Source organism: Erythrobacter sp. NE805 (assembly GCF_046452355.1).
Lineage (GTDB): Bacteria > Pseudomonadota > Alphaproteobacteria > Sphingomonadales > Sphingomonadaceae > Erythrobacter.
Genome location: NZ_JBKFDI010000001.1, coordinates 401,285 through 426,534, shown reverse-complemented (window position 1 = coordinate 426,534; position 25,250 = coordinate 401,285). Strand labels below are relative to the sequence as shown.

Below are 25,250 nucleotides of genomic sequence, written 5' to 3'. Positions count from 1 at the left end.
TGGAGAATCCGAAAGATCGCCGCGCCCGCCGCGATAGCGTCGCCGCCATTCGCCCCGCCAGTTCGCACCGAAAGGGAGCCGCCGTATGACCCGTCCCGCCTACTTCGACGTCTTCCCCGGCCTCGCGCTCGAACGCGACGCGGCTGGCGTTCTCGTCGCCACCTTCCACACCGCGGGCGGCCCGTTGACCTTCACCGCGCGCGACCACACGGACTACACCGAGGCCTTCTACCGCATCGCTCAGGACCGCGAGAATGCCGTCGTCATCCTGACCGGTGCGGGCGGGCAGTTCATTCCCGGCATCGACTTCCCGAGCTTCGGCAATGTCGCCGACCCCGACGTCTGGGCCCGCGTCCACGACGAGGGGGTGCAGATCCTCGAGAACCTCGCCAACATCCGCGTGCCGGTGATCGCGGCGGTCGAGGGGGCGGCGCACGTCCATTCGGAATATGCGCTGATGGCGAACGTGATCGTGGCGGGGGAGAGTGCCACCTTCCACGATCTGCCCCACTTCGCGGGCGGGATCGTGGCGGGGGACGGCATCTTCACCACCTGGGCCTACCGCGCCGGCCCGGGCCGCGCCGAGGCCTGGCTGCTCGACCCGCAGCCGATCCCGGCGGCGACCACGCGCGACTGGGGCGTGGTCGCCGAGGTGGTGCCCGACGGCACGGCGCTCGCCCGGGCGCGGGAGATTGCCGCGCTCTACCTCGTCAAGCCCGCGGTGACGCGGCGCAACACGCGCATCCATTTCATCCAGCCCCTGAAGGAACGGCTGGTGCGCGAGGTCGGCTACGGGCTGTCGCTCGAGGGTGCCTCGGCCGCGGCGCTGGTCAAGGCGATAAGCGCCTAGGCGGTCTCGCGGACCACCAGTTCGGGGGGCAGGACGAGGCTCTCGGTCGCCTCGCCGCCCAGCCGCCGCAGCAGCAGGTCGACGAGCCCGCGCGCGCCCGCAGCGATATCCTGGCGCACCGTGGTGAGCGGCGGCACGGTCTGGCGCGCGATCGGGAGGTCGTCGAAGCCTAGCAGCGTAACGTCGTCCGGCACCGCCATCCCCAGCGCGCGCAGCTCGGTGAGGCACAGCGCCGCGAGGGTGTCGGTCGCGGCGAAGATCCCGTCCAACGCGGGGCCTTGGGCGGCGAGGTGGCGGGCGATCTCCTCGCTCGCGCGGTCGGGCGAGAGGTGGGTGCGCAATGCGAGCACCGGCGGCAGGCCCATCCGCGTGGCGACGTCCTGCGCGCCCGCGAAGCGCGCGGCGAACTCGATCGGTCCGGTGTCGCCGAGGAAGGCGATCTGCCGCGCCCCCGCCGCCACGAGACGCTCGGCCGCGAGCCGCCCGCCGAGGCGGTTGTCGGTGCCGACGACGCAGTGGCGCTGGCCCTCCTGGCGGTTGCCCCACACCACCAGCGGGCGGTAGCCCTCGGCGACCTCCTCGATCCGCTCGAACTGGTCGGACTGGCCGATCACGATCACCCCGTCGATCATCCCCGAGCCGATGAAGCGGTCGAGCCAGTCGGCGTCCTGCTCGGGCACGACCCGGCGCAGCATGAGGTCGTAGCCCTCGCGCGTCAGCTCGTCGGCGAGGTGGCCGAGAAGGGTCATGAAGAAGCTGTCGGAGATCTGCTGGCGGGTGTCGTGGCCCAAGGGGATGACGACGCCGATCACCCCGGTCTTCTGGCGGCGGAGGCCGCTCGCCATCTGGTTGGGGCGGAAGCCGTGCTCGCGCGCGAGGCCGACGATCTTCTCGCGGGTGCGGGGGTTGACGAGGCTGTTGCCCGAGAGCGCGCGGCTGACCGTGCCGGCCGAGACCCCGGCGAGCCGCGCGAGATCGGTGATGGTGCGCACCATCACGCGGGTATCGCGGTTCCCCGGGGTGTCGTCGCCGTCGGCCATGTCCTTGCCCCTCCCTAGCCGGGCACCAGCCCCTTGTCCCGGGGCCTTGCATGACCGGCGTCGACCCGCAGCGTAGCGAGCGCGCCCGCCAGCATCAAGCCGCCACCGAGCAGCAGGACGTTGCGCGGATCGCTGCCGAGCAGCGGGCCGTAGATCAGCGGCATGGTGAGGGTCTGGATCAGCATGGGGATGACGATGAACAGGTTGAAGATCCCCATGTAGATGCCGTTGCGCGCCGGGGGGATGCAGTCGGCGAGCATCACGTAGGTGTTGCCCATCATCCCCGCCCAACCGAGTCCGATGCCGATCATCAGCACGAACAGCCCCGCCGGGGTCGCGGCGCTCGGGATCAGCAGCATCGCGATCCCCGAGGCGGCGAGGCACACCGCGTGGGTGCGCCGCGCCCCGAAGCCGCGCACCACCGGGATGAGCGCCAGCGCGCCGAGGAAGGCGATGAAGTTGTAGAACGCGCCCGCCTGCTGGGCGGTGAGCGTCGCCGCGCGGAAGGCGGCGCTGGCGTGATCGGCGGTGCCGTAGACCGAGCGCCCGACCGCGAAGGTGATGTACTGCCAATAGGCGAACATCGCATACCACTGGCACAGCATCGCGCCCGCGAGCTGGCGCATCGGGCGCGGCATCTCGGCCAGCGCGTCGCGGATCTCGGCAAGGGTGGCGCGGGCGGTCAGCGGCTTCTCCGCCAGCTCGGCATGCTCCGCGGCGTCGAGCGGCAGTTCGGGCACGCGCAGCACCGACCACAGGATCGTCGAGAGCGACAGGATCGCCCCGATCACGAAGGCGATCCGCACGATCACCGGGATGCCGTTCGCGTCCAGAACGTCGCGCGCGACGAAGGCGGTGAGCAGGCTGGGCGCGAGGTAGGAGAGCGTCTGGGCGAGCCCCGTGAAGGCGCTCTGCGTCAGGAACCCCACCGAGCGCTGCCCGGGCGCGAGCCGGTCGGCGACATAGGCGCGGTAGGGCTCCATCGTGATGTTGTTGCCCGCATCGAGGATCCACAGCAGCGAGGCGGCCATCCACAGCGCCGAGGAATGCGGCATGGCGAAGAGCGCGAGAGTGCAGATCACCGCGCCGACGAGGAAATAGGGCGTGCGCCGCCCGAGCCGGGTGTTGGTCCGGTCGCTCATCGCACCGACGATCGGCTGGATGATGAGGCCCGTCATCGGCCCCGCCAGCCACAGCAGCGGCATGGTCGCCTCGTCCGCGCCGAGGAAGCCGTAGATCGGCCCCATGTTGGCCTGCTGCAACCCGAAGGAGAATTGCAGGCCGAAGAAGCCGATGTTCATCTCGATGATTCGCGCCAGCGACAGCCGCGGCTTTTCCGACATGCAGGGCCTCTCCATCCTCGTCTACGCGCCTGTATAACCGGCGCTGTGGCTTACAGGTGACATGTTTCGCGGGATGATGCAAACGATTGCAAGAATCCGGTTGCAATCGTTTGCAAGATGAGTAGGCCATGCTCGTCAGCGCCCCCAGAAGCGCGAGAATGAAATGGAGAGAGCCATGAAAATGCGTCACGCGCTTTATGCCGGTGCAGCCCTGTCGGGGATGCTCGCCGCCGCCACCCCCGCCTTTGCGCAGGATTCCGCCGACGCCCCCGCCGCCGAGGCGCAGGGCGAGGAAATCATCGTCACCGCTGTCGCCCGCGGCCAGAACCGCATCGAAAGCTCGGTCTCGGTCAGCACCATCGGCGCCGAGGCGATCGCGAACCTCAACGCCCCCTCCTCGGCCGACCTCATTCGCCAGATCCCCGGCATCCGCTCGGAAGCCTCGGGCGGCGAGGGCAACGCCAACATCGCGGTGCGCGGCATCCCGGTCTCGACCGGCGGCGCGCGCTACATCCAGCTCCAGGAGGACGGGCTCCCCATCCTCGAGTTCGGCGACATCATCTTTGGCAATGCCGACAACTTCCTGCGCGCCGACCGCAACGTCGCCCGCGTCGAAGCGGTGCGCGGCGGCTCGGCCTCGACCTTCGCCTCGAACGCGCCGGGCGCGGTCATCAACTTCATCTCCAAGACCGGCGAGCAGGAAGGCGGCGCGATCCAGGGCAGCGTCGGCCTCGACTTCGAGAGCTACCGCCTCGATTTCGACTACGGCGCGCCGCTGGGCGAAGACCTCTCGTTCCACGTCGGCGGCTTCTACCGCACCGGCGAGGGTCCGCGCGACATCGGCTACAACGGCTATGACGGTGGCCAGATCAAGGCCAACATCACCAAGAGCTTCGACAAGGGCTACATCCGCCTCTATGCCAAGTATCTCGACGACAAGACCCCGACCATCCTGCCCCAGCCGGTGCGGGTGACGGGCACCAACGGCAACCCCAACTACCAGGCGATTGCCGGCTTCGACCCGCGCCGCGACTCGCTCTACAGCCCCTTCCTCACGCCTGCGCAGTCATTGGACGGCAACAACAACCCGGCGAGCTACGACTTCCGCGACGGCCTTTCCGTCAAGAGCCTCGCCTTCGGCCTCGAGAGCGAGGTCGAGGTCGCCGACGGCTGGACGCTCACCAACCGCTTCCGCTTCGCCGACAATTCGGGGAGCTTCCAGTCGCCCTTCCCGGCGGGTGTCGGCTCGGCGCAGTCGATCGCCAACGGCATCGGCGGCGCGGGATCGAGCATCGTCTTCGCCACCGGCCCGAATGCCGGACAGGTCGCCAACCCCGCGACCATCGGCGGCAATGGCCTTCTCGCCAATGTCGTGGTGTTCAACGTCCGGCTCAACAGCCTCGACAACACCACCAACGACTTCCGCGTGAACAAGGAGTTCGCGCTCGGCGGCGGCACGGCCAACTTCACCACCGGCTTCTACCTCTCGCGCCAGACCATCGACACCGACTGGCTGTGGACGAGCCACGTCCAGACCGTCGAGGGCAATGGCCGGTCGGTGCTGGTCGACATCCGCAATTCCGGCGGCACCCGCCTGACCCAGAACGGCCAGACCGCCTACAGCGCGAGCTTCTTCGGCAATTGCTGCCGCCGCTCCTACGATGTCGACTATTCGACCTACGCGCCCTTCGCCTCGCTCTCGGTGAACCTTGATCGCCTGACGCTCGACGCCTCGGTGCGCTACGACTTCGGCGATGCGAGCGGCACCATCGCGGGTTCGGACACGGGCTTCGGCAACGGCATCGGCAGCTTCGACTTCGACCGCAACGGCACGATCAGCCCGGCAGAAGCCCAGACCGCGGTGATCCCCGGCAGCGCGCGTCCGGTGAACTACAATTTCGACTACTTCAGCTTCTCGCTGGGGGCGAACTACCTCCTCACCGACGATCTCGGCATCTTCGCGCGCTATTCGCAGGGCGGCCGCCACACCGCCGACCGTTCGCTGTTCTCGCCGGCGGTCAGCACCACCGACGGCAGCCTTCCGGGGGGTGACGCGGGCGTGATCGCGCGGGTCGACCAGCTCGAGACCGGGCTCAAGTACCAGTCGGGCGGGCTCGCGGTCTACGCGACGGGCTTCTACGCCAAGACCAAGGAGACCAACGTCGAGCTTGCGCCCATCGAGCTGTTCGACAGCACCTACGAAGCCTACGGGGTCGAGCTTGAGGGCTCGTATCGCACCGGCCCGTTCTCGCTGACGGCGGGCGCGACCTGGACCGATGCCGAGATCAAGGACGCGCTCGACGCGACCACCATCGGCAACACCCCGCGGCGGCAGGCGGACCTCGTCTATCAAGCCACCGCGCAATACGAGCAGGGGCCCTTCACCGTGGGCGCCAACGTGGTCGGCACCACCGACAGCTACACGCAGGATTCGAACCAGCTGAAGCTGCCCGCCTACACGCAGGTCAACGCCTTCCTCGCCTTCCGCCCGATCGAGCGGGTCGAGCTCGGCCTCAACGCCACCAACCTCTTCAACGTGGTCGGCTACACCGAGGCGGAAGAGGGTTCGATCCCCGCCAACGGCTTCGTGCGCGCGCGCTCGATCGCGGGGCGGACGGTGCTGGCCTCGGTGCGCTTCGACTTCTGAGGCCGCGACATCCTTGGGGCCGGCTGCCGCTCCCCTGGCGGTCGGCCCCATCCCTTTACTGCCTTCGCAACGGGATCATCTGCGCAAATGACCAGCGCCTGGACAGCCGAACACCTGCGCACGATTGCGCCGGGCGCGGGCGGAACGATCCCGCCGCTGCGCGAGGGTGAGCGAGGGGGCCTCGCGGCGGGGAGATTGTACTGGGACATGTGGCCGGTGCAGGACGCGGCCGGGCGGCAGGCGGTGATCGCGGGCCGCGAGCTGTGGATGGCGCTGACCGCGCCCGACCGCGGCGATCCGGCGCTGCGGCATTTCGAGGCGAAGATCCACTGGCTCGAGGCGCGGGACGGCGCGTGGCACGACCGCGGGCCGGTGCTGCCCGACTTCGCGGTTCCCTATGAGCGCGAGTGGGCCGGATCGGCGCTGTATGACGGGGGCGTCGTGACCCTGTTCTTCACCGCCGCCGGCGACGCCGCGCGGCCCGGCGGCTACCGGCAGGAGCTGTGGTTCGCCGAAGCGCGGATCGGCGCCGACGGCTGGCCGGAAGGCTGGTCGCAGCCCGCCCCGCTCGTCGCGGGCTACGGCGCGCACTACATGCCCGCCGACGCGCACGAGGGCGAACCCGGCGCAATCAAGGCCTTTCGCGACCCCTCCTATTTCCGCGACCCCGCCGACGGAGCCGAGTGGATCGCCTTCACCGCCTCGCTGGCCGGATCGGCGAGCGCCTTCAACGGCGCCTTCGGGTTAGCCCGCCGCCAGCCCGGCATTGGGTGGGTCCTGACCCCCCCTTGCCTCCATGCAGAGGGCGTCAACAACGAGCTGGAGCGTGCCCATCTGGTGTTTCACGTGAAACATTACTACGCCTTCTGGTCGACGCAGACGGCGACCTTCGCGCCCGGTCTGCGCCATGCACCGGGAGGGCTCTACGGGATGGTGGCGGACAGCATGGCGGGCCCCTGGCGGCCCCTCAACGGCACCGGGCTGGTGCTCGCCAACCCCGCCGACGCGCCGCAGCAGACCTACAGCTGGTATGTCGACGCGGACCTGAGGGTGTCGAGCTTCGTCGACGTTCTCCCCGACGGCAGCTTCGGCGGCGTCCCCGCGCCGCTGCTGAGGCTGGCGCTCGACGGCGAGCGAGCGGGTCTCGCCGGATGATGCTCGGGGGGATCGAGGCGGGGGGGACGAAGTTCGTGCTCGCCGTAGGAACCTCGCCGGATTCCGTCCTTGCGCGCCACGTCATTCCCACGCACGACCCTGCGACGACCCTCGCCGAGGCGGCCGCGTGGTTCGCGGGGCGCGGCATCGGCGCGCTGGGGATCGGCTGCTTCGGACCCGTCGAACTCGACCCCCGCAGCGAACGCTGGGGCTTCATCACCACCACCCCCAAGCCGGGCTGGGCCGACTGCGACGTGGCCGGATACATGGCCGCGGCGCTCGGGGTGCCGGTCGGCTTCGACACCGACGTCAACGCCGCCGCGCTCGCCGAGCACCGTGCCGCGGGGGGCGGGGCGGGGAGCCTCGCCTACCTCACGATCGGCACCGGGATCGGCGGCGGGCTGGTGCTCGAAGGGCGCCCGGTCCACGGCATCGCCCACCCTGAAGTCGGCCACATCTACCCCCGCCGTCACCCGCAGGACGTTGATTTTGCAGGAGTATGCCCGCACCACGGCGACTGCCTCGAGGGCCTCGCCGCCGGCCCCGCTATCCTCGCACGCTGGGGCGCCTCGCTCTCGGACCTGCCCGAGGACCACCCCGGCCATGCGATCATCGCCGACTACGTGGCACAGGCCTGCCACCTGCTCTTCGCGACCACGGCGGTCGGCGAGGTGGTGATCGGCGGCGGGGTCGCGCAGACCCCCGGCCTCGCCCGCCGCGTCGCCGCGCGCGCCCGCGAGCTCGACGCGGGCTATCTCCCCGGCGGCGCGCGCCACGCGGTGATCCGCCCGCGCCTCGGCGGGGACTCGGGGATCGTCGGCGCCCTCCTGCTCGCGCAAGGCACCGCGGGGGCTTGAGCCTGCGCGTGTTCCCCGCGATAGGTGGCGGGGGACGAACGAGGGAGGGCCCGCCGATGATCCGCATAGTGCTCGCGCTGCTGGCGTTGGCGGGGCTCGCCGCCCCTCTGGCGGCGCAGGATCGGGGCCGCCTCGTCGAGTTCGAGCACGTCGCCGCCGCGGGCCTTCCAGAGCAGCGCATCACCCTCTGGCTGCCCCCCGGCTACGACAAGGGCCGCAAGCGCTACCCGGTGCTCTACATGCACGACGGGCACAACCTGTTCGACGTGAAGAACAGCAACTTCAACAAGATCTGGGCCGCCGACACAGCGATGCTGGCGGCGATGACAACCGGCAAGGTCGAGCCCCACATCATCGTCGGCATCTGGGCGCCGGGGCCGGACCGCTACCGGCAATACCTGCCGAAGAGCGCCTACGACGCGGCCCCGCCGGCGCTCAAGGCGCAGATGGATGCCTTCGCCAGCGGGGCGATCGTCTCGGACCGCTACCTCGACTGGATCGCCGGGCCGCTCAAGGCGTGGGTCGACGCCCGCTATCGCACCCGCACCGGGCGCGACGACACCGCGATCGTCGGCTCGAGCATGGGCGGGCTGATGAGCTGCTACGCCTTCCTCGAGAAGCCGCAGGTGTTCGGCCGCGCGGGCTGCGTCTCCTCGCACTGGCCGGCGGTCGATCCACGCGCCGTCGCGGGGGAGGACAGCGGGGTCAAGCAGCTGTGGGACGGCTGGTTCGCCGCGCGTCTCGGCAAGCCGGACGGGCGGCGGGTGTGGATGGACCACGGCACCGCGACGCTCGACCAGTTCTACGCGCCCTACCAAGAGGTCGTCGATGCGCGCTTCGCCGCGGCGGGCTGGCGGAAGGGCCGCGACTGGGAGAGCCGGGTCTACGAGGGCGCCGAGCACGAGGAGAACGCCTGGGCGGCAAGGTTGCCCGAGATTTTCGGGTGGCTGCTGAGGAAGTGAGGACCTCAAGTCCCTCCCCGTCCTGAAAGGATGGGGAGGGACTGTTTAGCGCAGCCCGTAGGCCTCGCGGGCGAGCTTTTCGATCACCGCCTTGTCCGGCGCGCCCTTGGGGGAGACCCACGAGCCCCCGACGCACAGCACCGGATCGAACGCCAGCCACTCCGGCGCATTCTCCAGGCTGATCCCGCCCGTCGGGCAGAACCGGCATTGGCCGAAGGGCGCGGCGAGCGCCTTCAAAGCGGGGAGCCCCCCCGCCGCCATCGCCGGGAAGAACTTGAACCGGTCGAGCCCGAGGTCGAGCCCGCGCATGATGTCGCCCGCATTGGCGATGCCGGGGAGGAAGGGCACGCCGCTCGCGATCGCCGCCTTGCCGAGGCTTTCCGTAAGGCCCGGGGAGACGATGAACTCCGAGCCCGCCTCGAGCGCCGCGTCGAGCTCGCGCGGGTTGGTGACGGTGCCCGCCCCGACGATCGCGCCCTCGACCTCTTTCATCGCCCGGATCGCGCCGAGCGCCGCGGGCGTGCGCAGGGTGACTTCGAGCACGCGCAGGCCCCCCGCGACCAGCGCCTCGGCCAGCGGGACGGCGTGGGCCTCGTCTTCGATGACGATCACCGGGATGACCGGCGCAGTGCGCATGATGGTGTCGATGGTCATCACAGGTCTCCGGTGGCGAGCATCGCGCTCGCGCCTTGTTCGGCGCCGTCGGCAAAGCGGCGGAACATCCCGAACAGCTCGCGGCCCGTGCCGATCTCGGCGCGGGGGTCGGGCGCGGGTTCGCGGCTGGCGAGGTCGGCGGTGGTCGAGAGCTCGCCGGTCGCGGCGCTGACGCGGACGATGTCGCCGTCGCGCAGCCGCGACAGCGGCCCGCCGCCGAGCGCCTCGGGCGTGCAGTGGATCGCCGCGGGGACCTTGCCCGAGGCGCCCGACATCCGCCCGTCGGTGACCAGCGCGACCTTGTGCCCGCGGTCCTGGAGCACGCCCAAGGGCGGGGTGAGCTTGTGGAGTTCCGGCATCCCGTTGGCCCGGGGCCCCTGGAAGCGGACCACCACCACGACGTCGCGGTCCAATTCGCCCGCCTTGAAGGCGGCGGCGACGGCGGCCTGGTCCTCGAAAACGCGGCACGGCGCCTCGACCGTCCAGCGTGTCTCCTCGACCGCCGAGGTCTTGAAGCAGGCGCGCCCGAGATTGCCTTCGAGAAGGCGCATCCCGCCGTCCGCCTTGAAGGGGTTGCTGACGGGGCGGAGCATACTATCGTCTCCTGAAGGGCCGACCTCGCGCCAGACGAGTTCGTCGCCCTCCAGCCCCGGCTCCTTCGCGTAGTCGGCGAACCCGCCGCGCCCCACGGTGAGGATATCGGGATGGGCGAGACCGGCTTCGAGCAGCTCGCCGATCACGAAGCCCATGCCGCCCGCCATGTGGAAGTGGTTCACGTCGCCCGAGCCATTGGGATAGATCTGGGCGATCAGCGGGACCGCGCTCGACAGCTCGGAAAGGTCGTTCCAGTCGAGGATCACCCCGGCGGCGCGCGCCATCGCGGGGAGGTGGATCGCGTGGTTGGTCGAGCCGCCGGTCGCGAGCAGGCCCACGGCCGCGTTGACGATCGCCTTCTCGTCGACGCAGTGGCCGAGCGGGCGATAGTCGTTGCCGCCCGGCCCGATCTCGGCGACCCGGTGGACGGCGGCGCGGTCCAATGCCTGCCGCAGCTTGGTGCCGGGGTTGATGAAGGCGCTGTTGGGGATGTGCAGCCCCATCATCTCCATCATCATCTGGTTCGAATTCGCCGTGCCGAAGAAGGTGCAGGTGCCCGCCGAATGGTAGCTCGCCATCTCGCTCGCGAGCAGTTCGGCGCGGGTCGCTTTCCCTTCCGCATAGAGCTGGCGGACGCGCTGCTTCTCCTTGTTGGGGATGCCGGTCGGCATCGGCCCGCCGGGGACGAAGATGGTGGGCAGGTGCCCGAACCTGAGGGCGCCGATCAGGAGGCCCGGCACGATCTTGTCGCAGATGCCGAGCATCAGCGCGCCCTCGTACATCGCGTGGCTGAGCGCGACCGCGGTGCCGAGCGCGATCACGTCGCGGCTGAACAGCGAGAGCTCCATGCCGGTCTCGCCCTGCGTCACCCCGTCGCACATCGCCGGGACGCCGCCCGCGACCTGCGCCGTCGCGCCGACCTCGCGGGCGTAGATCTTGAGGCGCTCGGGGTAGCGGTAATAGGGCGCGTGGGCCGAGAGCATGTCGTTGTAGGCGGTGACGATGCCGATGTTGGGGCCGTGCGCGGCGACCAGCGCGGACTTGTCCTCCTCGGTCCCGGCATAGGCGTGGGCGAGGTTCGAGCACGAGACCGCCGGGCGCTTGCCGAGGCTGTCGGCCTCGCGCGCGATGAGGTCGAGATAGGCTTGCCGGGTGCGCTGCGAGTTTTCGATCACCCGCTGGGTCACCCGGTGGAGGGTGTCGTTGAGGGGCTTACTCATGCCAGGTCACTCCGTCCCTTTCGGCGAGCGCGATCGCCGCGCTCGGGCCCCAGGTCCCTGCGGTGTAGGTCTTGGGGGTGAGGCCGTCCGCCTCCCAGCCGGCACGGATCGCGTCGACCCATTCCCACTGCGCCTCGACCTCGTCGCGTCGCACGAACAGGGTCTGGTCGCCCTCAACCAGATCAAGCAGCAGGCGTTCGTAAGCGATGCGCCGCACCGCGCCGGTGAAGGCGTCGGGCATGGCGATGTTGAGCGGCACCTGTCGCAGGCGGATGCCTTCGCGGTCCAATCCCGGCACCTTGGCCATCAGCGAGAGGGTGATGTTCTCCTCGGGCTGGATGCCGATGACGAGGCGGTTGGGCTGCATGGTCGCGCCGCGCCCGGCGAAGATCGAGTGCGGCACGCAGGCGAACTGGATCACGATCTCGGTGACGCGCCGCGGCATCCGCTTGCCGGTGCGCAGGTAGAAGGGCACGCCCTTCCAGCGCCAGTTGTCGACATGGGCCTTGATCGCGACGAAGGTCTCGGTGTCGGAGGGCTTGCCGAGCTCCTCGTCATAGCCCGGCACCGCCGAGCCGTTGATCGCGCCTGCGCGGTATTGCCCGGTGACGGTCTCGTTCGCGGCGACCTTCCTGAGCGCGCGCAGCACCTTGACCTTCTCGTCGCGCACCGCGGTCGCGTCGAAATGCGCGGGCGGCTCCATCGCGACGAGCGCGAGCAGCTGGAGCATGTGGTTCTGCACCATGTCGCGGATCGCGCCGGCATCGTCGTAGAAGGCGACCCGGCCCTCGAGCCCGACGGTCTCGGCGACGGTGATCTGCACGTGGTCGATGTGGGCCGCGTTCCACAGCGGCTCGAACATCAGGTTCGCAAAGCGCAGCGCGAGCAGGTTCTGCACCGTCTCCTTGCCGAGATAGTGGTCGATCCGGAAGATGCGGCTCTCGGGGAAGGCCCCGGCGACCGCGTCGTTGATCTCGCGGCTGGAGGCGAGGTCGGTGCCCAGGGGCTTCTCGAGGCACATCCGCACGGTCTCGCCCGTCAGCCCCGCGGACTGGAGGCCCTTGATGGTCGGGCCGAACAGGCTCGGCGCGGTCGAGAGGAAGATCGCGAGGCCGCGCGCGGGCGTGCCGACCTTCTCCGCCAGCGCCGCATAGCCCTCGGTCGCGGTCGCATCGAGGGTCTGGTAGGAGAGGCGGTTCATGAACTCCGCCATCCGTCCGCGGCGCTCGGCGGGGAGGTATTTCTCGAGCGCGGCGCGGGCGAAGTTGCGATACTCGCCGTCGCTCATCTCGCTGCGCGCGGTGCCGATGATCCTGAGGTCGGGGGCGAGGAGGCCGTCGGCGTCGAGCGCGAAGAGGCTCGGCAGCAGCATGCGCTGGGCAAGGTCGCCGGTGGCCCCGAACAGCAGCAGACGGTCAGCGGTGAAGCCCATGGCGATGCCCCTTTTTGCGTCGCGCCCTACCTAGGCGCGCAGGGGCATAATCGCCAGTGCGCGCATACTTATTCAAGTTGGTTGCGTTGGCGCTGCGCCACCGGCAGGTGGCCGGAGGATCAGGCGGGCTTCCGTGCGAACACTCCGAAGCCGGCGATGATCGCGTAGCACGCCGCCGGCAGCACAAGCGCGAAGGCGAGGCTCGTCGCGTCGGCGAGCGCGCCGTAGAGCGGCGGGATGATCGCGCCGCCGCAGATCGCGACGTTGATGATACCTGATCCGTCCGCCGCGCGCGGGCCCAGCTTCTCGCAGGCGAGGGAGAAGATCGTCGGGAACATGATCGCGTTCATCAGGCCGACCGCGAGCAGCGAGTAGCCCGCGACAACCCCGGTGGAGTTGGCCGAGATCGCGATGAGCGAGATCGCCCCTGCGGCAACAGTCGCCAGCAGCAGCCCGGGGCTCACCATCCGCAGCACCGCCGAGCCGATGAAGCGCCCGACCAGCGCCCCGCCCCAGTAGAGCGAAATCAGCTTGCCCGCCTCCTGCTCGGGGATGCCGAGCACCTGAGGCTGCATGAGGTAGTTGACGATGAAGCTGCCGATCGCGACCTCGGCCCCCACATAGAGGAAGATCGATGCTGCTCCGTAGCCGAACCGCGGGCGCTTCAGAAGCGCAAGACCGTCGGCGAGGCTGGTCTGCTCGTGTCGCTCGCCCTTGAGGCGGTTGCGGAACAGCCAGACGACGCCCGCGACCACGGCAAGCGCGGCGGCGAGGCCGAGGTAGCCGTTGACGATCGCCTGGCTCTCGGCGGTGCGATAAGCGGCGAGCTCGGCGCCCGACAGCTCGGCGGCGGTGACGGTGGCGAGGCTGCCGAGGATCAGGATCGCGCCGACATAGGGGAAGATCGTTGTCCCCAGCGAGTTGAACGCCTGCGCGAAGGTCAGGCGGCTGTGCGTCGTGCGCTCGGGTCCAAGGAGGCTGATCAGCGGATTGGCGACGATCTGCACCAGCACAACGCCGGTCGCGAGAATGAAGTAGGCGAGCAGGAACATCGGGAAGAGCGCGGTCTGGCTCGCCGGGATGAAGAGCAGGCACCCCGCCATCATCGTCACCAGCCCCGCCACCGCGCCCCTCATGTAGCCGAGCCGCTTGACCAGCCGCGCGCCCGGAATGCCGATCACCGCATAGGCGATGAAGAAGCAGAACTGCACGAGGCTCGCCTCGAAGAAGTTGAGCGTGAACAGCTCCTTCAGCTTCGGGATGATCACGTCGTTCAGCGAGGTGATCCCGCCGAAGATGAAGAACAGCGCGAAGACGAAGTAGTTGAGCCCCGGCGCGTCGACCTGCGGCGTTTCCTCGCCCGCGATCCGTCCGAAATCCCCCGCGGTGCTGCCGCCCGGTGCCAAAGCCATGCCTGATCCCTCTCCCCGCCGCGCGGGTTCACCCCGCGTGCCTTCTCTTGCGAACGTTCACAATCCGCCCGCTGCTGTCAACCTGCAAGACTGTCGCCCGCTTTTCCAGTGCGAATAGGAATGCAGGCGCGACTTGCGCACCGCTATCGACAGGCCGTAGAGACGTGCGCCATGAGCGGGAGCACGCGCAGACGGCCGACATCCTTCGATGTGGCGGAGCGGGCCGGCGTCAGCCAGCCGACCGTCAGCCGTGCCCTCTCGGGCTCTCCCGCCATCGCCGAAGCGACCCGCCGCAAGGTCATCGAGGCCGCCGAGGCATTGGGCTATTTCGTCGACGAGCGCGCCGCGCGGCTGCGCCGGGGCTCGACGGGCACGCTCGCGGTGGTGGTGATCTGCCGCGAGGGGGACAGCGCGGGCAGCATCAATCCCTTCGCCTATGCCCTGCTCGGCAGCGTCTGCGTCGCCGCCTCGGAGCGCGGCTTCGAGACGCTGGTGAGCTTCCAGGCGCGCGAGGGCGAGTTCTTCGGCCACTACCAGGAACAGGGCCGCGCCGACGGGCTCGTGGTGATCGGCACCACCATGAACCAGGCGGCGTGGGAGCACTTCCGCGGGCTCGAGGCCGGGGATCGCCGTGTCGCCTATTGGGGCTCGCCCTTCGACGAATTGGACTGGGTGCGCTCGGACAACCGCGCCGCCGGAAGGCTGGCTGTCGAGCACCTGCTGGCGGCAGGCTACCGGCGCCCCTGCTTCCTCGGCGCGCTGAACACCCCGCAGGTGCAGTTCACCGAGCGTTACGAGGGCTATGCCGAGGGGATGCGGGCGGCGGGGCTCGAGCCGTGCCTCGCCCCGACCGTCAATGCCGCGACCCGCGAGGAGGAAGGCCGCCGCGCCGCCCGCCGCTTGATCGAGCGCGGGGAAGAGGTCGACGCGATCTTCGCCGCCTGCGACGCGATGGCGCTCGGCGCGCTCGAGACCTTCGCCGCCGCCGACATGGCGGTGCCGGGCGACATCGGGGTGATGGGCTTCGACGACCTCGTCGCCGGCCGCTTCAGCCGCCCGCCGCTCACCACCATCGCCCCCGACCCCGCCGAAGCCGGCGCCGCGCTGGTCGAGGCGGTGCTGGGCGAGGACAGCACCACCCGCCGCCGCGTCCCCGTCCGCCTGATCCGGCGGGGCAGCACCGCGCGCTGAAATCCTCCCCTTCACGGGACGAGGAGCACCGCAGGTGGTGGAGGGGCGCGCGCGGCTTCCCGCAAGACCCGTCCAAGCCGGGCGAAAACGCGCCCAGACCCCGGTTACACCCCCTCCAGACCCCTTCCAGACCCCCGCCATAACGCCGTTTTTCGCGATGTTTCACGTGAAACACCGCATCGGCGGGATCACCCGTGCGCGCCGAACTCGTTGGCGATGGCGGTGCTGATGCGGAGGCTCAATTCATGCGCCCGGGCGATCGGCGTCATGAAGTCGCGCTCGTAGGCGCCGTAGCCCTCCTCACCGCCGTCGGGGTAGTCGGAGGGCTCGTCGAGCGGGAAATCGCGCGGGCCGGGGACGCGCACCGGGAAGGCGCGGCGGAGCTGGGCGAGGGCCTCGTCGACGCGCAAAGTCAGAACCATTTCAACGACATCGCGGCGGCTGATGTCGTTGGCGCGGCTGAAGGCGGGGACCGCGACGACCTTCAGGAACATGTGCTGGAGCAGCGCCAGCCGCAGCGCCTGGAGCACCCCGATGCGCCGCCGCACGTGCTCGCGCGCCTCGCGGTCGGCATCCTCGTCGGGCACGAGGTCGAGTAACCTGTGGAATTGCAAGGCATCTATCCGAAGGCGCGAGGCGAGGCGGCGGAACACCCCGGTCCGGTCGTCGCCGACCAGATACTCCGCGAGCGCCCCGCAGGGCCCCGCGAGGTGGTCCTCGGTCCCGCGATAGGTCCGGCTCGCCCAATAGGCCGAGTTGAAGAGCTCCCCGAAAGCCGCGACCGTCTTGATGCTGGCGAGCGCATTGGCCGCCCGCACGAGCCGCAGGAGCTGCCGCCCGCGCGCGGATTCTCCAAGCAATTGAGCGAGTTCCTCGCGGTTCCCGTCCGCCGCGCTGCCGATCCCGGCGATCACGTTGACGGGGTAGCCGAGCTGCTGGAGGATCGCGTTGTGCGGGATCGCGCGGATCTGGCGCAGGCTCATCTCGCGGTCGGCGTTGATGTCGCTCTGGCGGCGCGAGACGCGGCTGCCGGTTGGATTGAGCAGCCCCAATCCAAACGCCGTCACCGCCCGCGCATAGGTGCGGCTCGCGAGGTGCTCGCCCTGGTGCTCCTTGACCGCGCGGTAGAAGTCGAGGCTCAAGTCGGTGCGGTGGTAGAAGGGGTCCGCGGGCGCGGCGAGATCGGCCTCGGCAGGGCGCGCCTCGGCGATGCGGGAGAGGGTGGCGAGGGCGAGCTCGGGGGTGGCGAAGAACAGGTAGCCGTCGCCCCCCTGGAAGCTCACCTCGGGCTCGAGGCGGATGCCCGCCCGAGCAAAACGCCTGCGCGCCCAAGGGGATAGCGGCCATTCGAGGCGGTCGGCGAAAGAGGCCGGATGCGCCCCGCGGCCCATGCTCTCGCCGTGGGTGTTGAAGACCAGCGCGGCAAGGCCGCCCATTCCGTTCGCCGCCATCGCCTCGGCGAGCCGCCCCTGGAGGCGCTCGATCGCGAGGGCGGCGGGGACCTGCCCGACGAAGCGCCCCGCGTCGGAGAACCCGGTCTGCACCGCCACCCGGCCCCGCGCGCGGGCGTAGGCGCGGTAGGCGGGCTCGGCGAGGAGCGCGTCGAGGAACCGGCCGCCGTGCTCCAGCGCGGTCTCGGTCTCGAACAGGGGCGAGACGTCGACCTTGCCCTCGACCCCGAACAGCTTGGCGAAATAGAGCGCGGCGAGCACCGTGGCGGGCTGTTCGCACTCGGCCACCAGCATGCGGATCGGCGCGTCGGCATCAATGTGCTTGAGGATCTGGGCCATCGCCAGAAACTGGCGGATCGCGGTCGAGCTCTCGGTGGCGAGCGCGGCGAAATTGGTGCGAAGCGGCTTCGCTTCCTCGACCAGCCGGCGCAGCGTCGCGATCGCGCCCTTGCTGGCGAGATCGATCGCCTCATGGTCCCCGAGGCGGCGGCGCACCGCGTTGTGGAGCTGCTTGGCGTTCACCCGGAAGTGGATCCAGCCCATGCCGAGCCCATCGGCGCGCATCGCGGCGGCGAGGGTGAGGAGGCCGATGGCGCGCTCGGCAGGCGCGCTCTCGGCTTCGCCTTCGAGCGCGGCGATGAGCCGGGCGAGCGAGAGGAGGTTGTCCTCGCCGTGCTCGGTCAGGCGATTGGCGGCGGCGGCGAGCGCCTCGGCGCTCGAGAGGTCGCCCGCGAAGTCCTCCGCCCGCGCCGCGGCGAAGGCGGCGGCGGGCTTCAGGCGCGCGAGCAGCGGATGCGCGGGATCGAGCGCCTCGAGCGAAGCGGTGTAGCGCGCGAGGCGCTCGGCTTTCTCCTGCAATCTGAAGGCGATCGAGGTGTGCCAGCCAATGTCGGTGCGCCCGTCCATGTCGTAGCCGACCCAGCTGGCGAAGCGGAACGGCACCGGGCGGAGGCTGCGCCATTCGTCGGGCCAGCGCTCCCGGGCCTCGGCGAAGAGGCGGGCGACGATCAGGTCGCGGGCGTCCTGCGCGCGGGCCATCGCCGCCATCGCCGCGCGGTGCTCGTGCTCGAGCGTGACGGCGGTGCGGGTCGGCGGGACGGCGCAGACCGTATCGTCGACCTCGCCCGCCGCCGAGGCGGCGAGCGCCACCGCCTCGGCCTGCGCGGGCGCGAGGAGGAAGGTCGGGTGCGCGGTGAAGACCGCGTGGAGCTGCGGGTGCTGCCAGCGCGCGGCGAAACCGGCGAAGTCCTCCTCCTCGGCAGCGCGGCCGGTTTCAGGCGGCGCGGCGAGCAGCTTGCGCAGCCGCTTGGCGCGCGACTTCAGCCCCTCGCATTCGAGCTGGGCCACGAGGCTGCTCAGGTCGTCGAGCGAAATCTCGCCCCCCTCGAGCGCGCGCGACAGGTCGAGCGAGAGCTGGAACACCGGGTTGAACAGCGGAGTCTCCCGCGTGCGCTGATGAAGCTCGCCGAGGCGGTTCTCGAGGTCAGCAACGGTCTTCACGCGCCCGCTCCGTGCTCGGAGGCGAAGGCTGCGGCGGCGCCGAACAGGCCGGGTTGGGGGTGGACGATGAGCTTGACCGGGATCGAGCCCATCAGCCCTTCGAAGCGCCCCTTGGCCTTGAACCGCGCCGAGAAGCCGGAAGCGAGCAGGGTGTCGCGGATGCGGTATCCGAGGCCCCCGGCGATGCACACGCCCGCAAAGCCCCCCTGCGCCAGCGCGAGGTCGCCCGCGACCGAGCCGAGCGCGAGGCAGAAGCGGTCGACTGCGGCGGCGGCGAGGCTGTCCTCGCCGCTGGTGCCGAGGTTCCAGATCTCGATCGCATCGCGCTCGGGCACGGTGCGGTGCTCGAGCGCGGCCAGGGCCTGGTAGATGTCGACGATCCCCGGCCCCGCGACCACCCGCTCGACCGAGACGCGGTTGTGGCGGCGGCGCAGGCGGGCGAGGATCGCATCCTCGATGGTGTCGAGCGGCGCGAAGTCGATGTGGCCGCCCTCGGTCGCCTGCACGCGGTAATGGTCGCCCGAGCGGTAGAGGTGCGCGACGCCGAGCCCGGTGCCCGGCCCGATCACGCTGATCGTGCCCTCGCGCCCGAGAGGCGCATCGGGCCCGGCGAGATGCAGGAACTGGCTGTCGTCGGCGCGCGCCACGGCGTGGGCGACGGCGGCGAAGTCGTTAACGAGGGTGTAGTCGGTCACCCCCAGCTTCTCGGGGATCAGCGCCGGGCGGATGATCCAAGGGTTGTTGGTGAAGCGGATCACCGGGTTGGGCTTGCCCGGACTGCCGACCGGCCCGGCGATGGCGATGCTCACCGCCGGGGGGAGGGTGCCGCCCTTGCGCTCGCGAAAGGACTCCCACGCGGTCTGGAAGCTGGCGTGGTCGGCGGTGTGGAGCGTCTCGGGCGCGTCGAGCGCGATCGCCCCGTCGGCGCCGATGTTGGCAATCGCGAAGCGGGCATGGGTGCCGCCGATATCGACCACCACCAGATCGCGCGCCATGCTTGTATTCCCCTCGTCCGTCCTGAGCGAGGGATTAGCCTAGCAGGCGGCGCGCGGGAATCCCACGCGCCGCATATGTATTCAACCTCAGCGGGCAGCGACGCCCATCTCCGCGAGCAGGCGGTCCGCCCCGTCGACCTTCTCCATCGTCCACAGCATGAAGCGGCTGTCGACGTGGATCGTGCGGTTGATCGCGGGATCGTACATCCAGTCCGAGACCACCCCCTCGATCGTGCCGTCGAAGGCGAGGCCGACGAACTCGCCGCGCGCGTTCAGCGTCGAGGAGCCCGAGTTGCCGTTGGTGATGTCGACCGTCGACATGAAGTCCACCGGCAGGGTGCCGAGCGCGGGCGCGACGTAGCTGCCGTAGTCCTTGGCCTTGATCAGCGCGATCATCTTGTCCGGCGCATCGAACTCGCCGCGGCCGGTGTGCTTGGCGAGGAGCCCCTCGGCGGTGGTGAAGGGAGTCCAGACCTGGCCGTCGAGCGTCTTGCCGGTCACCTTGCCGTAGGTGAAGCGCAGCGAGCCGTTGGCGTCGGGGTACATCGCCTTGCCCTGCGAGGCGGCATGGGCGAGGCGCGCTTCCATCACCTTCGCGCGGGCCTTCTGGACCTTGCCCGACCGCTCCTTGTCGGCGGCCTCGGCGGCCATTGCCTCGTCATAGGTGGCGACCGCAAGCTGGATGAAGGGATCGCTCGACGCCTTGAAGTCGGCCGGGGTCTTGCCCATCCACTCGAGCCGCCTGGCGGTGGTGCCGAGCTCGCTCGCGGCATAGAGCGAGGCGGGGTCGCGGCCTTCCATGAAAGCATCGAAGCTCTTGATGCGGCTCTCGGCGGGAAGCTGGCGGTATTCGGCGATACCGTCCGCCCACAGCGCCTGGTCGATCGCCTGGACGTAACGCCGCTCGATGATCTGCATGCGCTGGGTCATGAAGGCCCTGTCGCGCTCCTGGAAGCCCGGCTCGCGGTCCTTGTCGGGCTTGGCCTGCTCGTTCGCCCAGCGGTAGAGCGTGCGCGCCGCGGCGTAGAGCTGGCCGCGGCCGAGCATCCCCTTGCGCACCTCGGCGAGGGCCGAGGCGTTGCTCTCCTCGACCAGCCTGTCGAGCTCGGCCAGCGCCGCGCCATAAAGCGCCTCGCGCTTGGGATCGGCCTTGATCCACGCGCGGAAGGCCGCCTCGTCGGCCTCCTTGCGGGCGACCAGCGAGATCGCATCCGCGCCCGCAAGCTGACCGGCGATCTTCTTCTCGTAGTTCTCGGTGCCCTGAAGCGTCGCGGCATAGGCGATCCTCGCGGCCTGGTTGCCGGCGGTCAATTCGTCGATCCGGTCGCCGTATTCGGCGAGCATGCGCTGCTGGTAGGGGTAGAGCGCCTCGTAGGTGAACTTGGCCTCCGCCGCGGTGCGCAGGCGCTCGGTGGTGCCGGGGAAGCCCGCGACCATCACGAAGTCGCCTGCCTTCACGCCCTCCTTGGCGATCGGCAGGAAGGCCTTGGGCTTGAAGGGCACGTTGTCCTTGCTGAACGGCGCCGAGGAGCCGTCGGGCGCGACATAGGCGCGGTAGAAGGAGAAGTCGCCGGTGTGGCGCGGCCACATCCAGTTGTCCTTCTCGCCGCCGAAATTGCCTACGCCCTGCGCGGGCGCATAGACGAGGCGCACGTCCTTGATCTCGAGCTGCTGCTGGAGCCAATATTGTGCCCCGCCGAAATAGGCGCGCACGTCGCAGCGGCGGTTGGCCTGCTGCTCGCAGGCGGTGATCAGCGCGGCGCGGTTCGCCTGGAGCCGGTCGTAGCGCGCGCGGCCGTCGAGCTTCTCGGTGCCCTTGAGCATGTCCTTGGTGACGTCGCGCAGGTCCTCGATCACGTAGATCCGGCTGCCCGGCGCGGCGGGGAGCTCATCGGCGAGGGTCGTCGCGAGGAAGCCGTCGGTGAGGTAGTCCTTCTCGGGCGAGGAATTGTACTGGAGCGAGCCGACCACGCAGTGATGGTTGGTCGCGACGAGGCCCTGCGGCGAGAGGAACGCGGCCGAGCAGCCGCCCAGCGAGGCGATCGCGGTGAGCGGCGGGCGCTGGAGGTCGCCCAGGGTCTTGGCGTCGAGCTCGAGGCCGGCGGCCTTCATCGGCTCGGCGATCGCGCCGGTCTGGCTCGGCAGCCACATGCCCTCGTCGGCCATCGCGGCGTGCGGCAGGGTGGCGATCAGGGCCGAGGCCCCGGCCAGCAGGAACTTCTTCATCGGGCAGCTTACCTCTCGCGAAGGATGCCTCCGGACACTCGCGGCCGGCCGGCATCGGTGTTGACGCGCCCCTCGGCGCATGGCGGGGCTGTTAGGCCATGTGACCGCGCGCCGGAAGTGGCGATTGGGCAACATCACCGCGGGGCGGGCTCGCGGGATTGAGCACCAGCAGCAGCCGCGCTCCCCCGTCCGTCCCGGCGATCGGCGGGGAGCGGTGGATCACTGGATTACCGGTCGCGAGCTTGCCCTTGAAGAGCCCGACATCGAAGGGGGCGAGACGATGGATGCGCCGCGGTTCGCCACCGGCGGCGAGGCGGGCCGCATCCTCGTCCGCAAGCCAGTGCGTTCCCTCGCCGACATAGGTGGTGATGAGCCGGGCGGTGACGTAGTCCGCATGGAACTTGCGGCAGGAGTCGGTGCGTACCACCTCGAGCCGCAGCTCGAGAAGGGCAAGGTCCATCGCGGCGCAGAACAGGCGACCGAGGTGGGCGGCGTCCTCGGCGAGCACGTGGTGCAGGGCCGCGCCACCGCCGAAGCCGCCCGAAGCGAGCTCGCGCAGCAGCCGTGTGCCGAGCGAAGCGGGATCGCCGATGAAGCGCAGGTCCTTCGGCTCGCCCGCGACGAGCGGGGCGAAATCGGCGAAAGGGGCGCGCTGCCACACCGCGAGGTTGCAGCCCTCGTCACGGATCGCGCTCAGGACGGAAGGGTCGCCCGAGAGGCGGGAACGGGATTCGGCGAGCAGGGTCATGAGGCGGTCGCTATGCTGATGAGTGATGTTGTAACATCGCATTATCAGCGGGCATCCCTCCGCGCAACAGGCGCGCGCGAAAGGCTCTTGCGAGTGATTATCATCTCGGCCAATAGGCTTGCCCGAGCCATTTCGCGCACAAGGATACCTTCCCCGATGAACAGCACGCTCAAACTCTGGACCCAGCTTGGCCTCGGCACCGCGCTCGCGGGCGGGCTGCTCGCCGCGTGCAGCGGCGGCGGCGAGGCGGGCGGCGAGGCCGGGGGCGAGGGCGCGACGAGCCAGCCCGAGGCGGCTGCCACCGCCGGTGAAGGCGAGGGCGGGTCCGGGGAGGGTGAAGGCGGCGGCGCGGCGGCCGGCGGCGAAGGCGAGGGCGGGGTCGCGGTCGCCGATGCAGCCAAGGACCCGGTCGCTTACGGCATCGCCCTCGCGGTGGCCGAGGCCCATGTCGCCGCCGCGAAGGACGCCTATGCCGCGGGCAAGAAGGACGCCGCCGCCGAGATGTTCGCCCACCCGGTGAGCGAGGTGCTGCTCGACATGGACCCGGTCTTCACGCAGCTCGGCGTCGCCGACGTCAAGCCGCTGTTCTCGGCCGCCTCGGACGCGGCCCTCGCCGGCAAGAGCGTCGCCGAGGTCAATGCCGCCTATGACAAGATCATCGCCGCCCTGCGCGCCGCTGCGCAGAAGGCCCCCGCCGGGGGCACCCGGGGCAAGGTCGCGACCGGCGTCATCGCCGACATGATCGAACGCGCGAGCGCGATGTACCGCCGGCTCGCCAAGGACGCCGCCTACGAGCCCTACCTCGACGGCTACGGTTTCTCGCGGGTCGCGGCGAGCCAGTTCGCCGCCTCGGGCGCGGCGATCAAGGCCGAGAACCCCGCGGCCCATGCCCGCATCGCCGAGGCGCTGGCGCTGCTCGCCAAGGCCTATCCGGGTGCCGCACGCCCGGCCAAGCTGCCGGTCGAGGCGGGGGCCCTTTCGGGGGCCTCGGCGAAGGTCATGCTCGCCGCCGGAAGCTGACCTCAGGGCCCCGGCCGGATGCGACCGGCCGAGGTGCTGGCGGCTTGTTTTTGCCGCATTCCCCTGTAGGTTTGCAGGTGCCGCGCGGGCTGCGGCGCGGGCACGTCCGGGGGGGAAATTGTCGAGCGATCAGCATCACCGCGCCGTCTGGACGTACCCCGCGCGCTGGCTCGCCTCGGCCGCCGCTGTGGCGCTCGCCGGCGCCGCGCTGCCCGCCGCCGCCCAGCAGGCGCCGCCCGCGCCGGTGCGCATCGCCCCGCCGACCCGCAGCGACCTCGCCCCGCCCGAATTGCGCAGTGAGGAGCGGCCCGTCACGCTCACCATCGACGGCGATTTCGAGCGGCCCGCCTGCGCGCTCGACCGGCCCGAGTTCGCCGGCATCCGCTTCACCGTCAGGGGCGCCCGGTTCCTCGGGCTGGAGCGCGTTCCCGGCCTTTCGCTCGATGCGGCGTGGCGCAGCTATGAGGGGCGCGAGTTGCCCGTCTCGGTGCTCTGCGACATCCGCGCCGAGGCCAATGCGCTGCTGCGCCGCCAGGGCTATCTGGCAACGGTCGAGATCCCCGAGCAGAACCTCGCCGACGGCACGCCCGATTTCCGCGTCGTGTTCGGCCGCCTCACCGCGGTGCGGGTGCGCGGCGATGCGGGGCCCTCGGGCAAGCTCGTCGCGGCCTATCTCGAGAAGCTGACGCAGCAGGACGTCTTCAACACCGACGCGGCCGAGCGCTACCTGCTGCTCGCCGACGACATCCCCGGCCTCAGCGTGCGCCTCTCGCTGCGCCCGGCGGCGGGCGGCCAGCCGGGCGACCTCGTCGGCGAGATCGCTGTGCTGCGCGAGCGCGGGAGCCTCGATCTCAACCTCCAGAACCTCGGCTCGCGCGCGCTCGGCCGCTTCGGCGGGGTGCTGCGCGGCGAGCTCTACGGGCTCACCGGACTCGGCGACCGGACCACCGTCTCGGCCTTCTCGACGCTCGATTTCGCCGAGCAGCAGACCCTCCAGCTCGGCCACGAGTTCCGCGTGGGCGGGGAGGGGCTGCGGCTCGGCGGGCAGTTCACCTGGAGCACCGCCGACCCCTCGGTGGGGATCGCGGGTTTCAGCGTCTCCTCGGAGACCACCTTCGCCACCGCCTATGCGAGCTTCCCGCTGGTCCGGCGCCGCGCGCACAGCCTGACCGCCGAAGCGGGCTTCGACCTTGTCGACCAGGACGTGACCGTCAACGCCATCCCGCTCACCCGCGACCGGGTGCGCATGGGCTACCTGCGGCTCGGCGGCACCGCGAGCGACCGGGACTCGGTGCTGCGCGCGGCCGGCTACAGCCCTTTCGAGCCGCGCTGGCGGGTGCATTACGGGATCGAGGCGCGGCAGGGCTTCGACGTGCTCGGCGCGAGCCCCGATTGCCGGCCGAACCTCGTCGCCTGCCTGATCGGCGGCAAGGCCGCGCCGAGCCGGATCGAGGCCGATCCCACGCCGACGCTCGCGCGGATCACCGGCGGCGCCGAGTTCCGCCCCGAGCCGCGCCTGACGCTGGCGCTCGACACCACCGTGCAGCTCACGGGCGACGCGCTCCCGGCCTTCGAGGAGCTCGCCGCGGGCAACTTCACCACCGGGCGCGGCTATGATCCGGGCGTGGTGCTCGGCGACAGCGGGGTGCTCGGCACCTTCGAGCTGCGCTACGGCTCGCTCGCCCCGAAGGGCGAGGCGGCGGTGGCGCTCCAGCCCTATGCCTTCACCGACCTCGCCTTCGTCTGGAACGAGGACCCGAGCCGCCGCGCCGCCAATCCCGACCGGCTGTGGTCGGCGGGCGCGGGCCTGCGCGCGGCGTGGGGCGGGGGGATCCAGAGCGACCTGATCGTCGCCGTCCCGCTCACCACCCCCGACCTTGCCGCCAGCCGCGGCGACGTGCGTATCCTGTTCACGCTGACCGCTCGCCTCATTCCGTGGAGACGTTGAGATGA

The 25,250-nt window shown here is 70.5% G+C and carries 18 protein-coding genes; 8 read left to right on the top strand and 10 right to left on the bottom strand.

The window, feature by feature from the left end; translation table 11 throughout:
• The first annotated feature begins 85 nt into the window (after positions 1–85).
• Positions 86–850, top strand: a complete 765-nt coding sequence (locus ACLBKU_RS01895) for an enoyl-CoA hydratase/isomerase family protein (protein ID WP_410177837.1) — start codon at positions 86–88, stop codon at positions 848–850.
• Here the strand turns inward: ACLBKU_RS01895 and ACLBKU_RS01890 are convergent.
• Positions 847–1,890, bottom strand: a complete 1,044-nt coding sequence (locus ACLBKU_RS01890) for a LacI family DNA-binding transcriptional regulator (RefSeq protein WP_410177836.1) — start codon at positions 1,888–1,890, stop codon at positions 847–849. The two genes, ACLBKU_RS01895 and ACLBKU_RS01890, sit on opposite strands and share 4 nt — an antisense overlap.
• Positions 1,891–1,904: 14 nt before the next feature.
• Positions 1,905–3,233, bottom strand: a complete 1,329-nt coding sequence (locus ACLBKU_RS01885) for an MFS transporter (protein WP_410177835.1) — start codon at positions 3,231–3,233, stop codon at positions 1,905–1,907.
• Between the two features lie 175 nt (positions 3,234–3,408).
• Here ACLBKU_RS01885 and ACLBKU_RS01880 point away from each other — a divergent pair, with 175 nt between their 5' ends.
• From ACLBKU_RS01880 to ACLBKU_RS01865, 4 genes are all read left to right on the top strand, one after another.
• A complete protein-coding gene (locus ACLBKU_RS01880; protein ID WP_410177834.1) occupies positions 3,409–5,880 on the top strand; it encodes a TonB-dependent siderophore receptor in 2,472 nt (823 codons plus the stop codon).
• 87 nt (positions 5,881–5,967) lie between these two features.
• Positions 5,968–7,035 carry a glycoside hydrolase family 68 protein gene (locus ACLBKU_RS01875; protein WP_410177833.1) on the top strand — a complete coding sequence of 356 codons (1,068 nt, stop codon included), beginning with the start codon at positions 5,968–5,970 and terminating at the stop codon, positions 7,033–7,035.
• Positions 7,032–7,892, top strand: a complete 861-nt coding sequence (locus ACLBKU_RS01870) for an ROK family protein (protein ID WP_410177832.1) — start codon at positions 7,032–7,034, stop codon at positions 7,890–7,892. Before ACLBKU_RS01875 ends, ACLBKU_RS01870 begins: the two co-directional genes overlap by 4 nt.
• 56 nt (positions 7,893–7,948) lie before the next feature.
• A complete protein-coding gene (locus ACLBKU_RS01865) occupies positions 7,949–8,854 on the top strand; it encodes an alpha/beta hydrolase (RefSeq protein WP_410177831.1) in 906 nt (301 codons plus the stop codon).
• Between the two features lie 45 nt (positions 8,855–8,899).
• On the opposite strand, the gene eda is transcribed toward ACLBKU_RS01865, so the two are convergent.
• The 4 genes from eda to ACLBKU_RS01845 form a co-directional block, all read right to left on the bottom strand.
• Positions 8,900–9,508 (bottom strand): bifunctional 4-hydroxy-2-oxoglutarate aldolase/2-dehydro-3-deoxy-phosphogluconate aldolase, encoded by a 609-nt coding sequence (gene eda / locus ACLBKU_RS01860; RefSeq protein ID WP_410177830.1) that lies wholly within the window; start codon positions 9,506–9,508, stop codon positions 8,900–8,902.
• Positions 9,508–11,322 (bottom strand): phosphogluconate dehydratase, encoded by a 1,815-nt coding sequence (gene edd, locus ACLBKU_RS01855; protein ID WP_410177829.1) that lies wholly within the window; start codon positions 11,320–11,322, stop codon positions 9,508–9,510. Before edd ends, eda begins: the two co-directional genes overlap by 1 nt.
• Positions 11,315–12,754: a glucose-6-phosphate dehydrogenase gene (zwf, locus tag ACLBKU_RS01850; protein WP_410177828.1), complete on the bottom strand. Its 1,440-nt coding sequence runs from the start codon at positions 12,752–12,754 to the stop codon at positions 11,315–11,317. Before zwf ends, edd begins: the two co-directional genes overlap by 8 nt.
• Before the next feature lie 119 nt (positions 12,755–12,873).
• Positions 12,874–14,166, bottom strand: a complete 1,293-nt coding sequence (locus tag ACLBKU_RS01845) for a sugar MFS transporter (protein WP_410177827.1) — start codon at positions 14,164–14,166, stop codon at positions 12,874–12,876.
• 171 nt (positions 14,167–14,337) lie between these two features.
• On the opposite strand from ACLBKU_RS01845, the gene ACLBKU_RS01840 reads away from it, so the two are divergent.
• Entirely contained in the window at positions 14,338–15,357 is a 1,020-nt protein-coding gene (locus ACLBKU_RS01840) for a LacI family DNA-binding transcriptional regulator (RefSeq protein WP_410177826.1), read from the top strand.
• Between the two features lie 188 nt (positions 15,358–15,545).
• Here the strand turns inward: ACLBKU_RS01840 and ACLBKU_RS01835 are convergent, their stop codons facing one another.
• From ACLBKU_RS01835 to ACLBKU_RS01820, 4 genes are all read right to left on the bottom strand, one after another.
• Positions 15,546–18,308: a phosphoenolpyruvate carboxylase gene (locus ACLBKU_RS01835; protein WP_410177825.1), complete on the bottom strand. Its 2,763-nt coding sequence runs from the start codon at positions 18,306–18,308 to the stop codon at positions 15,546–15,548.
• Positions 18,305–19,303 carry a glucokinase gene (locus ACLBKU_RS01830; protein ID WP_410177824.1) on the bottom strand — a complete coding sequence of 333 codons (999 nt, stop codon included), beginning with the start codon at positions 19,301–19,303 and terminating at the stop codon, positions 18,305–18,307. Before ACLBKU_RS01830 ends, ACLBKU_RS01835 begins: the two co-directional genes overlap by 4 nt.
• Positions 19,304–19,390: 87 nt before the next feature.
• A complete protein-coding gene (locus ACLBKU_RS01825) occupies positions 19,391–21,529 on the bottom strand; it encodes a S46 family peptidase (protein ID WP_410177823.1) in 2,139 nt (712 codons plus the stop codon).
• A gap of 91 nt (positions 21,530–21,620) precedes the next feature.
• Positions 21,621–22,277, bottom strand: a complete 657-nt coding sequence (locus tag ACLBKU_RS01820) for a DUF1826 domain-containing protein (RefSeq protein ID WP_410177822.1) — start codon at positions 22,275–22,277, stop codon at positions 21,621–21,623.
• Positions 22,278–22,433: 156 nt separating this feature from the next.
• Between ACLBKU_RS01820 and ACLBKU_RS01815 the strand changes: the two genes are divergently transcribed.
• Together ACLBKU_RS01815 and ACLBKU_RS01810 are read left to right on the top strand one after the other, a co-directional pair.
• Entirely contained in the window at positions 22,434–23,297 is an 864-nt protein-coding gene (locus ACLBKU_RS01815; protein WP_410177821.1) for a hypothetical protein, read from the top strand.
• A 118-nt stretch (positions 23,298–23,415) separates the two neighbouring features.
• Positions 23,416–25,245: a ShlB/FhaC/HecB family hemolysin secretion/activation protein gene (locus ACLBKU_RS01810; protein WP_410177820.1), complete on the top strand. Its 1,830-nt coding sequence runs from the start codon at positions 23,416–23,418 to the stop codon at positions 25,243–25,245.
• The last annotated feature ends 5 nt before the right edge of the window (positions 25,246–25,250 follow it).

Excerpts from the sequence above, each read along its gene's own strand:
- ACLBKU_RS01895 (WP_410177837.1), top strand. The coding sequence starts at position 86 with ATGACCCGTCCCGCCTACTTCGACGTCTTCCCCGGCCTCGCGCTCGAA.
- ACLBKU_RS01890 (WP_410177836.1), bottom strand. The coding sequence starts at position 1,890 with ATGGCCGACGGCGACGACACCCCGGGGAACCGCGATACCCGCGTGATG.
- ACLBKU_RS01885 (WP_410177835.1), bottom strand. The coding sequence starts at position 3,233 with ATGTCGGAAAAGCCGCGGCTGTCGCTGGCGCGAATCATCGAGATGAAC.
- ACLBKU_RS01880 (WP_410177834.1), top strand. The coding sequence starts at position 3,409 with ATGAAAATGCGTCACGCGCTTTATGCCGGTGCAGCCCTGTCGGGGATG.
- ACLBKU_RS01875 (WP_410177833.1), top strand. The coding sequence starts at position 5,968 with ATGACCAGCGCCTGGACAGCCGAACACCTGCGCACGATTGCGCCGGGC.
- ACLBKU_RS01870 (WP_410177832.1), top strand. The coding sequence starts at position 7,032 with ATGATGCTCGGGGGGATCGAGGCGGGGGGGACGAAGTTCGTGCTCGCC.
- ACLBKU_RS01865 (WP_410177831.1), top strand. The coding sequence starts at position 7,949 with ATGATCCGCATAGTGCTCGCGCTGCTGGCGTTGGCGGGGCTCGCCGCC.
- eda (WP_410177830.1), bottom strand. The coding sequence starts at position 9,508 with ATGACCATCGACACCATCATGCGCACTGCGCCGGTCATCCCGGTGATC.
- edd (WP_410177829.1), bottom strand. The coding sequence starts at position 11,322 with ATGAGTAAGCCCCTCAACGACACCCTCCACCGGGTGACCCAGCGGGTG.
- zwf (WP_410177828.1), bottom strand. The coding sequence starts at position 12,754 with ATGGGCTTCACCGCTGACCGTCTGCTGCTGTTCGGGGCCACCGGCGAC.
- ACLBKU_RS01845 (WP_410177827.1), bottom strand. The coding sequence starts at position 14,166 with ATGGCTTTGGCACCGGGCGGCAGCACCGCGGGGGATTTCGGACGGATC.
- ACLBKU_RS01840 (WP_410177826.1), top strand. The coding sequence starts at position 14,338 with ATGAGCGGGAGCACGCGCAGACGGCCGACATCCTTCGATGTGGCGGAG.
- ACLBKU_RS01830 (WP_410177824.1), bottom strand. The coding sequence starts at position 19,303 with ATGGCGCGCGATCTGGTGGTGGTCGATATCGGCGGCACCCATGCCCGC.
- ACLBKU_RS01825 (WP_410177823.1), bottom strand. The coding sequence starts at position 21,529 with ATGAAGAAGTTCCTGCTGGCCGGGGCCTCGGCCCTGATCGCCACCCTG.
- ACLBKU_RS01820 (WP_410177822.1), bottom strand. The coding sequence starts at position 22,277 with ATGACCCTGCTCGCCGAATCCCGTTCCCGCCTCTCGGGCGACCCTTCC.
- ACLBKU_RS01815 (WP_410177821.1), top strand. The coding sequence starts at position 22,434 with ATGAACAGCACGCTCAAACTCTGGACCCAGCTTGGCCTCGGCACCGCG.